The sequence below is a fragment of the Nocardioides sp. genome, from assembly GCF_964228225.1.
Classification (GTDB): domain Bacteria; phylum Actinomycetota; class Actinomycetes; order Propionibacteriales; family Nocardioidaceae; genus Nocardioides.
Map to the genome: position 1 here is coordinate 1 of NZ_CAXQZB010000029.1, position 12081 is coordinate 12081.

At 74.6% G+C, this 12081-nt stretch carries 11 protein-coding genes; 5 read left to right on the top strand and 6 right to left on the bottom strand.

Translation table 11 applies throughout. The features are described from left to right. Positions 1 to 215: 215 nt before the first annotated feature. From ACERUJ_RS07095 to ACERUJ_RS07110, 4 genes are all read left to right on the top strand, one after another. Positions 216 to 653, top strand: coding sequence for a hypothetical protein (locus ACERUJ_RS07095; RefSeq protein WP_370247789.1), 438 nt, complete (start codon positions 216 to 218; stop codon positions 651 to 653). Between the two features lie 9 nt (positions 654 to 662). Continuing rightward, positions 663 to 1964 carry a GNAT family N-acetyltransferase gene (locus tag ACERUJ_RS07100; RefSeq protein WP_370247790.1) on the top strand — a complete coding sequence of 434 codons (1302 nt, stop codon included), beginning with the start codon at positions 663 to 665 and terminating at the stop codon, positions 1962 to 1964. 112 nt (positions 1965 to 2076) lie between these two features. Continuing rightward, on the top strand, positions 2077 to 2481 hold the full coding sequence (gene msrB, locus ACERUJ_RS07105) for a peptide-methionine (R)-S-oxide reductase MsrB (protein WP_370247791.1): 405 nt from the start codon (positions 2077 to 2079) through the stop codon (positions 2479 to 2481). A 126-nt stretch (positions 2482 to 2607) separates the two neighbouring features. Beyond that, complete coding sequence (locus ACERUJ_RS07110; RefSeq protein ID WP_370247792.1) at positions 2608 to 4164, top strand: substrate-binding domain-containing protein; 1557 nt, start codon at positions 2608 to 2610, stop codon at positions 4162 to 4164. Between the two features lie 14 nt (positions 4165 to 4178). Here the strand turns inward: ACERUJ_RS07110 and ACERUJ_RS07115 are convergent, their stop codons facing one another. Together ACERUJ_RS07115 and ACERUJ_RS07120 are read right to left on the bottom strand one after the other, a co-directional pair. Then, on the bottom strand, positions 4179 to 5351 hold the full coding sequence (locus ACERUJ_RS07115; RefSeq protein ID WP_370247793.1) for an N-acetyltransferase family protein: 1173 nt from the start codon (positions 5349 to 5351) through the stop codon (positions 4179 to 4181). Further along, positions 5348 to 5995: a dihydrofolate reductase family protein gene (locus ACERUJ_RS07120; protein WP_370247794.1), complete on the bottom strand. Its 648-nt coding sequence runs from the start codon at positions 5993 to 5995 to the stop codon at positions 5348 to 5350. Before ACERUJ_RS07120 ends, ACERUJ_RS07115 begins: the two co-directional genes overlap by 4 nt. A gap of 224 nt (positions 5996 to 6219) precedes the next feature. Between ACERUJ_RS07120 and ACERUJ_RS07125 the strand changes: the two genes are divergently transcribed. After that, positions 6220 to 8451 (top strand): hypothetical protein, encoded by a 2232-nt coding sequence (locus tag ACERUJ_RS07125; RefSeq protein ID WP_370247795.1) that lies wholly within the window; start codon positions 6220 to 6222, stop codon positions 8449 to 8451. Between the two features lie 46 nt (positions 8452 to 8497). Here ACERUJ_RS07125 and ACERUJ_RS07130 read toward each other — a convergent pair whose 3' ends face one another. The 4 genes from ACERUJ_RS07130 to ACERUJ_RS07145 form a co-directional block, all read right to left on the bottom strand. Continuing rightward, positions 8498 to 8674: a hypothetical protein gene (locus ACERUJ_RS07130; protein ID WP_370247796.1), complete on the bottom strand. Its 177-nt coding sequence runs from the start codon at positions 8672 to 8674 to the stop codon at positions 8498 to 8500. Positions 8675 to 8731: 57 nt separating this feature from the next. Next, on the bottom strand, positions 8732 to 9391 hold the full coding sequence (locus tag ACERUJ_RS07135) for a response regulator (protein ID WP_370247797.1): 660 nt from the start codon (positions 9389 to 9391) through the stop codon (positions 8732 to 8734). Next, positions 9388 to 10536, bottom strand: coding sequence for a sensor histidine kinase (locus ACERUJ_RS07140; protein ID WP_370247798.1), 1149 nt, complete (start codon positions 10534 to 10536; stop codon positions 9388 to 9390). The genes ACERUJ_RS07135 and ACERUJ_RS07140 overlap by 4 nt, the downstream gene beginning before the upstream one ends. 620 nt (positions 10537 to 11156) lie before the next feature. After that, the coding region (locus ACERUJ_RS07145) for a DUF222 domain-containing protein (RefSeq protein WP_370247799.1) at positions 11157 to 12081 on the bottom strand (925 nt) is incomplete at its 5' end.

The following is a 12081-nucleotide window of genomic DNA, read 5'->3' on the forward strand; positions in this document are numbered from 1 at the left end:
GCTGCGGCCCTCACCGCAGCGGCGGGCGAGGCCTAGTCGTCGGCGCGCTCCGCCTCCGCGTGCTGGTGACGGTGCCGGCCCCGGCGACCGCGACCGGGGTCGCCTCCTGGTCCGACCCGTCCTCCTCCGGCGACCGCTGCCGACCGGCCGAGGGCCCGTTCCGGCCGCGGGAGGCCGCCCTGTCAGCGCCCCGGGCCCGGGTCGCGGTGGTCCGGGTGCCCCGCACCCGTGACGGGGAGATCGGCACGGCCCCCGTCACCGACCGCGGCAAGCGGGTGCTCGCCTGGGATCCCGCGATCCTGCCGGGCGGTGGCGAGGGCACCGTCCTGCTCAACGCCCACACCTGGCCCGACGGCTCCGCGCTGGGCAACCGCCTGCTCGCGGGCCTCCGCGTCGGCGATCGTCTCCGTCTCAGGGGAGCGCGCGGCGCGGCGGCCTGCTACCGGGTGCGTGAGCGGACCCGCTTCCGCCGGGACCGGATCCCCGCCGCGCCCACCTTCCGCTCCTGGGGGCCGGAGCAGGTCGTGATCATCGTGTGCTCGGGACGACGACGCGGCCCGGGCGACTGGACCCACCGCACGGTCTGGTACCTCGATCCCGCACCTGCCGCGGGCCCGGAAACCGGGGCGCGCACCGTAGCCCGCCCTCACTAGGGTCGGCCCATGAGCGACGACGCCCTGCCGCAACTGCCCGCCGACCTCCGGGCGGAGGCGCTCTCCGGCGACGCCGACCCCGAGGTCGTCCTGGCCTGGATGGGGGCGGTGCAGCGCGGGTTCACCGACGCGCATCCGAGCGCGACCCAGCGCGACCGCTACCAGGAGTTCCTGCGCGCGGACGAGGTCCGGGTGATCGCGGTGCACCCCGACCCGGCGCCGCCGTTCCACGACGGGATGCCGGTGGCGACGATCGCCTCCTGGGCGGGCCGGCTCCACGCCGGCGGCGCCGAACTGCTCCCCGCCCACCTGATCACCGACGTGACCGTCTCGGTGCTGCACCGCCGACGCGGCGTGCTGAGCTCCCTGCTCGCCGCCGACCTGCGCCACGGCCGGCAGGCCGGGCGGGCCGTCGCGCTGCTGACCTCCAGCGAGGGCGGCATCTACGGCCGCTTCGGCTTCGGGGTCGCGGTGCGCCGGCAGCGACTCACGCTCGACACCCGGCCCGGGCTGGCGTGGCGTCGCGGCGTGGACGACGGCGGACAGGTCGTGCTCGCGCTGCCGGCCACCGCCCACCCCGGCGTCGTCACGGCCTTCGACGCGTACCTGCAGCACACCCGGGGCGAGGTGGCCCGGCCCGCCTTCTGGCGCCCGATCGAGGACGGCAGCTTCGACTGGGACGCAGACGGTCCGAACGCCAAGCTGCGCACCGCGCTGCGCCTGGCCGCCGACGGCACCCCCGACGGGTACGCCACCTATACGATCGACCGCAAGGACGACGTGACGACGCTGGGCCTCCACCAGCTGCTCGGCACCCCGGCCGCGGAGCGGCACCTGTGGCAGGTGCTGTCCTCCATCGATCTGGTGGAGCGCATCGAGCACCCTCGCGCGGCCCTCGACCTGCGGCTGGACCAGCAGCTGCTCGACCCGCGCCGGGTGAAGGTCACCTCGGTGGGCGACCACCTGTGGCTGCGGATCCTCGACCTGCCGGCCGCGTTCGCCGGCCGCGCCTGGGGCGCCGACGGCGACGTCGTGCTGGAGGTGGAGGACCGCCTCGACCTGATCGCGGGCCGCTGGCGGGTGACGGTGCGCGACGGCGTCGCCACCACCGCTCCCGCCGATCTGGAGGCCGATCTGGAGGCCGACGTGCGCCTCGACGCCGAGACGCTCGGCGCCTGGTTCCTCGGCGACCTGCCGGCCGGGGTGCTGGCCGACTGCGACCGCCTCGAGGCCCGCGACGCCGAGGCCCTGGCCCGGTTCGCCGCGGTCGGCGACCTCCCGAGTCCGCCGCGCTGCACCACCGGCTTCTGATCCCCCGGCCCGTCCCCGGGGGTGGCGGGGGTCCTGGCAGGCTGGTGTCATGCGCTGGTTCCGCTCCCGCTACCGCCGCTACGACGCGAGGCCGCGTGCGTACGCTGGGGACATGACGTACAACGTGGAGAAGACCGAGGAGGAGTGGCGCGCCGAGCTCTCCCCCGCCGAGTACCAGGTGCTGCGCCAGGCCGGCACCGAGCGGGCGTTCACCGGCGAGTACACCGACACCGAGACCAAGGGCGTCTACCGCTGCAAGGCCTGCCAGGCCAAGCTCTTCGAGTCCGACACGAAGTTCCACTCCGGCTGCGGGTGGCCCAGCTTCTACCAGCCGATCAGCGACACCATCGAGTACCTCGAGGACAACACCCACGGCATGAAGCGGGTCGAGGTGCGCTGCGCCAACTGCGGCTCCCACCTGGGTCACGTCTTCCCCGACGGCTACGGCACGCCCACCGGCGACCGCTACTGCATCAACTCCATCAGCCTCACCCTCGAGCCGGCCGACGACGCCTGACGGCGCCCCGTGGCGGCCACGTGACCGTGTGGCCGCCGGTGAGCCCGGGTGGCGGGCGGACGAGGACCGGATGAACAGACGGTGACGTCCCTCCCGGGCCGACGGGACCGCGCCTAGCGTGGCCGGGTGCACCGCCCCCTCCCGCTGCCCGTCCTGCTGGCCCTGACGGCCCTGACAGCGGGCCTGCTCGCCCCGGTCGTCCCGTCTGCCGCAGTCGCCGCGTCGCCGGGCCCGGCGCGGCCGGCCTACGCCACGATCGAGGGCTCCGGGTCCACCGGCGCCGAGCTGCTGGTCCAGCAGTGGATCGCCGACGTCGATGCCACCGGCCTGCGGGTCGTCTACACCGGGGGCGGGGCCACGAAGGGCCGCCGGGACTTCGCCCAGGACACCGTGGACTTCGCCGTCTCCGAGATCGGGTTCCAGGGCACCACGGACAGCGGCCCCGGCGACGACAGCGGAGGACGGGGGTTCGCCTACCTCCCGCTCACCGCCGGCGGCCTCGCCTTCGCCTACCAGCTCCACGACCGGCGCGGCACGCCGGTGCGCAACCTGCGCCTCTCGGGCGCGACCCTGGCGAGGATCTTCACCGGGGGCATCACGCGCTGGAACGACCCCGCGATCACCGCCGACAACAACGGCCGGGTGCTCCCGGACACGCCGATCACCCCGGTGGTGCACGCCGAGGGGTCGGGCCTCACCGCCCAGCTCACGACCTGGATGGACACGGCGCACCCCGACGTCTGGCGGCCCTACTTCGGGCGCGCCGGCCACACCTCCTCCTATCCGCGCGAGACCGCGACCATGGTCGGCCAGTCCGGCTCGGACGCCGTGGTGAGCGTCGTGACCGGGCGGGCCGGGGAGGGCTCGATCGGGTACGTCGAGTACCCCTACGCGGTGAACCGCGACGCCCCGGTGGCGAAGATCCTCAACGCGGCCGGCTACTACGTCGCGCCGACGCCGTCGAACGTGGCCGTCGCGCTCACCGCGGCCACCCTGAACCACACCGACGACCCTGACACGGACCTGACCCAGGACCTGGAGCCGGTGTACGCCAACCCCGACCGCCGGGCGTATCCGCTGTCGTCCTACACCTACGCGATCATCCCGACCGACAGCGCCGACCCCCGGATGACGACCGGGAAGCGTCAGACCCTCGCCGACTTCCTCACCTACGCCCTGTGCGCCGGTCAGCAGAAGGCCACGCCCTACGGCTTCGCGCCCCTGACGCTGAACCTGGTGCAGGCGGGCTTCGACCAGGTGGCGAGGCTCGGGCAGGCCGATCCGAACGTCGTGATCGACGACCGCGACCTGAGCACCTGCGACAACCCGACCTTCGACGGCAGCGACCCCGATCGCGACGTGCTCGCCGAGACCGCACCGCAGCCCGCCGCCTGCGACGCCCAGGGCGCGGGGCCCTGCGGCACGGTGCCGCCGCGCTCGTTCGACGGGGTGGACATCAGCCCCGCTCCGCGGGTCGGCGACACCGTGCGCGCTCTCCTCACGGGTCGGGGGACCTATCCGGCGCGCTACCGGTGGCGCCTGGACGGGCGCCCGGTCCCGGGGGCCAGCGGCGCACGTCTGCGCCTCCGACCCGCGTTCGTCGGGCAGCGACTCACGGTGCGCGTGACCGCGCTGGGGACGACGCTGACGTCGCCGCCGCGCCGGGTCCGACCCGCGCGCTGAGCTGGAGCGGAGCCTCAGCCCAGCCGCATCGTCTCGACCTGCAGCGTCGAGCCCTCCCGCAGCGGCTGCCACTCGCCGGTGCCCACGAACCCGTGGGCCTCGTAGAGGCCTCGGGCGGCGTCGTTGCCCTGCGTGACGTGCAGCAGCACGGTGCGGCCCGACTCCCGACCCAGCCGCAGCAGCTCGCGCAGCAGCGCCGCCCCGAGGCCGCTCCCGCGCGCGGCCGGGTCGACCCACATGCCCCACACGACGGCGTGCCCCGGGTCGTCGTCGGGCAGGAACAGCCCGCCCATCGCCACCGGGCGTCCCTCCACGTCGCCGAGCAGGATCGGCGAGGGCCCGCCGGCGCGCTCGCGCCACACCTCCTCCGGCTGGGTCTGCGCCTCGGCGAGCAGCACCCCGAAGGCGTCGGGGGCGTCGGCGAGCGCCCGTAGCCGGACCTCGCGCAGGGCGGGCCAGTCGGAGGCGGTGATCCGCCGCACCGACGGCTCCGCACCGGCGATCCGGGGCAGCCAGGGGTGGGCGGGATCGAGGTCAGCGACGGCGGCCCGCAGCCATGCGCGACGGTCGGGTGCCAGGACCGGGAGGACGGCGCGCAGGTCGAGCAGGTCCTTCGCACGCGACTGTCGCGCCTTGTGCAGCATCACGTACTCGGGGCGCAGGTAGCGCAGACCGTCGTCGGCCCGCCAGGTGACCTCGGCGACCTCGGCCGTCTCGTGCGGTCGCAGCTTGTGGGCCCACCGCCCGTCGTGGTCGGGGGTGAGCGGGATGTCCACCACCCACGGCGCGGCAGCATGGCGGCGCAGCCACAGCTGACTGGCGGGCTCGTCCACCGTCGGCCACCGGCCGTCGCGGCCGCCGAGCGGGTGCAGCACGCCCCCGACGTTGTTCCACACGTGCCACCGACCGGCCATGAACGAGACGAAGGCGGGCACGTCGCACACCAACAGGGAGACGTCGAGGTCCTCGTGTTCACGGCGCAACCCGGTGGCCGCCTCCACCGCCCAACCGCCGATCACCCACCAGGGCCGGTCGAACCCCACCATCTCGGCGGCGAAGCCCGCGGGGGTCAGCGGCTCCCACGCGCCGTAGAGGTCGAGGAACTCGCGCTCCTCCCGCTCCTCCTCCGGCGTCCGCTCGAGGGGGAGGCGGGTGCGCCCGGTCAGCGACGTCGGTGGTTCGGTCATCGGCGTCGGAAGGTCAGGTGCACGGTGCCGCTCTCGGCGACCTCGCTGTGCACGTCGTGGGTGTCCTCCAGCCGGGCGACGCCGTCCCAGAGCCGCACGCCGGCGCCGAGCAGCACGGGAGCGATCCCGACGTGGAGATCGTCCACGAAGCCCGCGCGCAGCGCGTCGCGCGCCGTGCTCACCCCGCCCCCGATCCGAACGTCCGCACCTCCGGCCAGCGCGCGGGCCTCGGCCAGGACCTCCGGGAGCGGTGCGCTCCGGAAGTGGAAGGTCGTGCCCCCGGCCATCACCAACGGCGGTCGCGGCGCGGTGCCGGTGAGCACGAGGACCGGACAGCCGAAGGGCGGGGTCTCGCCCCACCAGCCACGCCAGTCGGGGTCGTCGGGATGGTAGTGCAGGCCGAACATGCCCGCCCCCATGACCTCGGCGCCGATGCCCCCGAAGTACGACGCGCCGTAGCGGTCGTCGACGCCCGTGGTGCCCGATCCGTCTGTCAGCCCGAGCACCCGGGCCCGGAACGTCCGGGTCGCGACGTAGGCCGCGGTGAGCCGGTCCCAGCCCTCCCCCATCGGATGGTCGGGGGTCGGCACACCCGCAGCGAACCCGTCGAGGGAGATGTTCAGATCCACGCGCACCCGAGTCATGCCCCGATCCTGTCATCCACAGCCCGCGCCGGGGCTGACGCATAGTGTCGGGGCCACGGGGCAGGCTGCGCCGCATGTCATCCCCGGTCCCGCCGCCCCCGCCGTCGACACCTCCCCCGCCGCCCCCTTCCCCCGGCCCGCCGTCCGGTCCCCCGTCCGGCTTCGTCCCGTCCCCGCCACCTCCGGGGCCTGTCCCGGGGCCGGTCATGAGCACGGGGCCGGTCATGAGCACGGTGCCCACCGCGCGTGCCGCGCTGCGGGCGTGCGCCGGGCCCCTGATCGCCTACGCCGCCACCCTCGCCGCGGCGGTCCTGATGGCGGCCGTCGTCGTGGGCGGCATCGCCGCCGGCGGCGAGGGGTCCGACGACCCCACCAGCGGCATCGACATCGAGGCGATCGGCACCCTGATCGGCCTGCCGTTCCAGCTCACCGGCATGGCGCTGGGCGGTGCGTTGGGGATCAGCGACAGCGGCTTCAGCATCTCCCTGTTCGCCCCGCCGCTGTTCCTCACCGCCGTCTTCGCCGTCGTCGTCCTCGTCCTCGCCCGCCGCGCCGAGCGCGCCGCCCCCTCGGCCAGCACGCTGGAGCGGGCGCTGCTGTCCGCCTCCGGCGGGGCCGCGGTCGCCGTCGTGACGATGATCGCCACCCGGGTGCTCGCGATGCGGGCCGACGGCACGACCACCCACGCCGCCACCACGACCCTCGCGCTCGGCGCCTTCACCCTCGCCACCGGGGCGGGCTGGCTCGGTCGACAGGCGGTCGTCGGCTCGTTGTGGCCCCGGGCGCTGCCGCACGACGCCCGACGTGCGGTGCACCTGGTCGCCCAGCACCTGCTGGCCTGGCTGGTGGTCGGGGTGCCGCTGGCCACCGTGTGGTTCATGCTCGACGGCGGCCTCGAGGCGGGCCTGTTCAGCCTCGTGTTCGGTCCGACCGTCGCCCTGGCCTCGCTGTCCCTGGGCCACCTCGGTGCGGTGTCGCTGGCGGGCCAGCAGCAGTTCGCCTGGGACCTCGGGTGGTTCCCCGGCGTGGCGCTGCCCCTCACCGCGGTGCTGCTCACCCTGCTGGCCGCCGTGGCCTGGCACCTGCGGCGCCGCCACGACACCGTCCTGCTGGCCCAGGCCGGGTCCTGGGTGTGGCTGCCGATCGCCTCGGCCGTCGGCGCCCTGGTCGTGTGTGTCGTCTCCACCGTGCGCATCTCCGGCGCCTTCGAGGGCGTCGGCGGCGGCACCACCCTGCACAACGCCTACTGGCTGGTCCCGGTGATGGCCGTGTGGGGCGGACTCACCGAGGCCCTCTCCCGCTCGGTGGCCCCGGCGCTGGTCGGCGCCGTGCCGGCCCCACTCGCACGGCGCCTCGCCCAGGGACCGCGGGCGCTCGAGCCGGCCCCGGCCGCCCCGGTCACGCGGGTCCCGATGTCCCCGGCCGACCGGGCCCGGGCCCGCCGGGCGCTGATCGGCGTCGGCGTGGTCGGCGGGCTCGGGCTGGCGGCGGTCGTCACCGTCAATGTCGTCGGCAGCACGGTCTACACCCCCGAGAAGGCCGCCGAGGCCTACCTCGACGCGCTCGTCGACGGCGATGTCGCGACGGCGCTGGAACTGGCCCCGATCGAGGATCGCGAGGACCTCTTCGGTGGGGACGACGCACCCTCCACGGCCCTGCTCACCGACGAGGTCTACCGGGCCGCGGCGGACAGGATCACCGGCTACGAGATCACCGACGTCGAGGAGTTCGGCGGCTCGGTCGAGGTCTCGGTCGACCTCGAGGGCGTGGAGTCCGAGGGCGACGTCACGCTCACCCTGAGCTCCAGCGGCAGCCGGGCGGTGCTGTTCGACGACTGGAAGGTCGACGACGCCGGCCTGCTCACCAGCGTCTCCGTCCCGCTCCCCGAGGGCGCCACCGGCCTCACCGCCAACGGCACCGCGATCGAGGTCGACGACACCTCCGGGACGGGCGTGGACCTCTGGGCCCTCCCGGGCACCTACCGCTTCGACCCCTACGGCGGCAGCCGGTGGCTCGCGCCGGCCGAGACCGACACGGTCGTGCCCGCCGGCAGCTACGGCGCCTACGCCGACCTCCCGCAACCGGAGGCCTCGCAGGAGCTGAAGGACGCGGTCACCGCCGAGATCGACGCGCTGCTCGAGCGGTGCATGGCCGCGACCGAGGTCGACCCGGCCGACTGCCCCCAGGACGCCTTCGTGAGCGGGGACCGGCAGCGCGACGTGTCCTGGCGCCTGGACGTGACCCCGACGGTGTCGTGGGACGCCTTCTACGGCACCTTCCCCGCCGAGCTGTACTCCGACGTCCCGGGCGAGGCCACGATCACCTACGAGTACGACGCCTCCTACGGGTTCGGGCGCCCGGACTGGCAGCGCGAGCAGGACTCCACGACGTTCTACCTCAGCGTGAGTGTCGACCTCGTGGACGACGAGCCGGTCGTCACCTTCGACAGCTACTGACGGTCCTCGACCCGCCGACCAACGGTCTCCGGGGCCCGTCGCCCGCTCAGCCGAGCGTGCGGCGGGTCCCGTCGGCCAGCTGCAGCGTGTAGGTCCCGGTCTCAGGCCCACGACGTCGCGACCGAGCAGTCCCTCCGCCAGCATCGGCCAGCCCTCGTCGGTGCTGCCCTGCGCCGTCGAGGTCGCGGAAGCGGGCCTCGCGCTCGCCCGGGGTGGTCTCCATGCCTGGTCCTGTCCGCCGGGGCCCGGGTGTGTCAGCGTTCGTGGCCGGGGATGCGGCTCAGTCGCGGATCCGCCCGGTCTCGTACCCCCACATCGCGATCTCCACCCGGTTCCGCGCCCCCAGCTTGCCCATGAGGCTGCCGATGTGGGTCTTCACCGTGCTGAGGCTGATGTGCAGCTCGGCGGCGATCTCGGCGTTGGTCCGTCCGCGGGCGAGGGTGAGCAGCACCTCCTCCTCGCGGTCGGTGAGCGGGTCGATCGGCTGGCGACGCACGGCCGCCGCCGACCCGGTGCCGGCGAAGGTCGCCAGCAGGCGGCGGGTGATGCTGGGTGAGATCAGGGCGTCACCGCGCGTCGCGGCGCGGATCGCCTCCCCGAGCAGCTCGGGGCCGGCGTCCTTGAGCAGGAAGCCGCTGGCCCCGGCCACGAGCGCACCGTGGACGTACTCGTCGAGGTCGAAGGTGGTGATCACGACCACCGGGATCGGGTCGGTCACCTCGGGACCGGCCAGCCGGCGGGTGGCCTCCACCCCGTCCATCACCGGCATCCGGATGTCCATCAGGCACACGTCGGGGCGCAGCTCGCGCGCCCTCCGCACGGCCTCCTCCCCGTCGCGTGCCTCGCCGACGACCTCGAGGCCCTCCAAGGTGCCGAGGATGAGACGCAGACCGGTGCGCACCAGGTCCTGGTCGTCGGCCACGAGCACGCGGATCGTCATGCCGGCACCTGCCGCGGCAGACGGGCCCGCACCGCCCAGCCGCGATCGGCGCGCGGTCCGGCGGTGCACTCACCCCCGAGCAGCGCGGCCCGTTCGGCCATGCCGGTCAGCCCGAACCCGGCCGTGGCGACCGGGGCCACGGGCTCGCCGTCGTCGCACACGTCGAGGCTGACCGCTGCCCGGTCACCGGCCAGACGGACCTCGATGCGGGTGGCGTTGCGGGCGTGGCGCCGCGCGTTGGTCACCGCCTCCTGCGCGATCCGGTACACCGCGGCGTCGACGGCGGGCGGCAGGTCGCCGACGTCGGTCGCCACCCGCACGTCCACCGGGGGGCCGCCGGCGGTTACGTCGGAGAGCCGGACGAGGTCGGCGACACCGGACTGCGGCGCCATCTCGACGGACTCGGCCGGCTCGGCCGCGCGCAGGACCCGCACGATCGAGCGCATCTCGGCCAAGGTGCGTGATGCCTCGACCTCGATCACCGCCAGCGCCTGCAACGGTGCGGCGGGGTCGCTGGTGGCGAGGGCGCGTCCGGCCTGGGCCTGGACGGCGATGGCGGACACGTGGTGCGCGACGGTGTCGTGCAGCTCGCGGGCCAGCTGCACCCGCTCCTCGGCCCGGGCCTGCTCGAGCCGCCGGCCACGGGCCTGGCCCTGCGTGCGCACGGCGAACCCGAGCGCGACGATCGCGGCCAGCACCCCGAAACCGCCGATGGCCTCCGCGGGGCCGTTCCAGTCGGCGATCGCCGACAGGGTCGCGGGCACCATCGCGACACCGAGTCCGAGGACGGCCTCCCGTCCCGACCCCCACCGCACGAGCGCGTACGGCACCAGCAGCACGTAGACCAGCGTGGTCTGCTCGATCACGGTGCCCTCGACGAGGAGCAGCACGACGTCGACCGCCGTGACGGTGCCGAACACCGCCACCGCCACCTCCAGCGGACGGCTCCGACGCCACAGCAGCAACGGCGCGAGCCCGGCCGTCACCAGCACCGACACCAGCGGTGCCGGCAGGTCATCGCGCAGCAGCGCCTCGAGCACCGCGCAGAGGGCGAGGATGCCGACCAGTACCCGGTCGCGGGTCCCGGGCGCCGGCGGATCCACCGGTCGGGGTTCGGCCACGAAGGACCGCCATGCCGTACTCACCCGCTCAGCCTAGGGACGCCGCGCGTCCGGCGTACCGGCCGAAAGTCCGATCTCCGCCGCCGCGCTCCTCCGGTCGCCGAGGATGCGCCCGGGGGCCGCCACCTGGGGTGGCCTGGCGGGTGCGCGCGTCTCGTGACGCTCGCTTGCGCTCGCTCCTCGACGAACGGTGGTCCGCACGGTCATCGAGGAGGCGCCCCAGCTCCGTCACGAGACCGTGAGGTGGCCCGGCGGGTGCGCGCGTCTCGCGACGCTCGCGTCGCTCCTCCTCGACGACAGGCGGCGGGCACGGTCGTCGAGGAAGCGCAGCGTCGCGAGGAACCGCGTCGGGACAGGCCGGTCTGTCAGGTGCGGGCGTCTCGTGACGCTCGCTCGCGCTCGCTCCTCGACGACCGGTGGTGGTGTTCGGCGAGGAGGCGCGCCAGCGCAGTCACGAGACTGTGAGTCGGGTGGCGGTGTCGGGTGGCGCTGGTCTGTCAGGTGCGCGCGTCTCGTGACGCTCGCTGGCGCGTGCTCCTCGACGACCGTCGTTCCCCGCGGTAGCCCAGCAGGCCGACCGGGCTACCCACGGTCGTCGAGGAGGCGCCCCGGCGCCGTCACGAGACGCAGCGAGGTCGGCGCGGTCAGTCGTCGGGCGGGTCGGTGTTCGACGATCGATGTCGTTCGCGGTGGTGCTTCGGACATCGTGGCTTCCCGGTGAGGTCGGTGCCGCCGCCGGATTCCCAGGGTGGGTCGTGGTCGATCTCGCAATGACTGGCCGAGACCTCGCAGTCGGGGTGGACGCAGGTGGGGTGCATGGTCGCGATCGCCAGGCGTTGGGCTCTGGTGTGGAACCGTCTCGCGCGGCCCCAGTCGAGCACCATCCCGACACCGTCCAGCACCGCGGGGATGATCCCGGCCTTCGCGGCGAGACGTCGGGCAGCGGTCGCGGAGATCCGCTCCCCGGTGTCCAGCAGCCCGGCCTGGTCCAGCTGGGCGGTGAGGTTCTCGATCGTCATCGTCACGACCACGGTCGCGCCGCAGCCAGCGCGGTCGGGGAGGTCCTTGTCCTCGATCCGCTCCAGCAGGACGCAGAACGCCTGCCCCCACCGCGCCGGGGTCTTGATAGTCGGGTCGTAAGCACCGGCCCCCTCGGCCGCCCGCTTGGCCTTCGGGGCGCCGATCGCGACCAGCATCTTGCGAAGCATCGCGCCGTGCAGCACCGGGACCCGGAACCAGCCCTCCATCGTGCCGTCGTCGTGCTCGACCATCGAGAACCGCACCCGCTGCGCAGCCCGCGCCTCCTGACGCTCCAAGGCCGCCGACTCCCGGGCGTCTGCTGCCACCGGATCCAGCACCTCCCACACGCGCCGGCCGAGCACCCGCAGGTCCTTCGCGTGATGCGCCGCGGCCTTCTCCAGCAGGAACGCGGCCGCGCGGTCCTTGTCCTCCTCGGGCACGTCAGCCACCGCGTCGACGATCACCTTCGCCTGCGCCGGCGTGACCCCCGCTGAGGCGAGCGCCGAGGCGACGTCCGGCCGGCCCTCCAGCGCGACCGCCTCCCGCAGC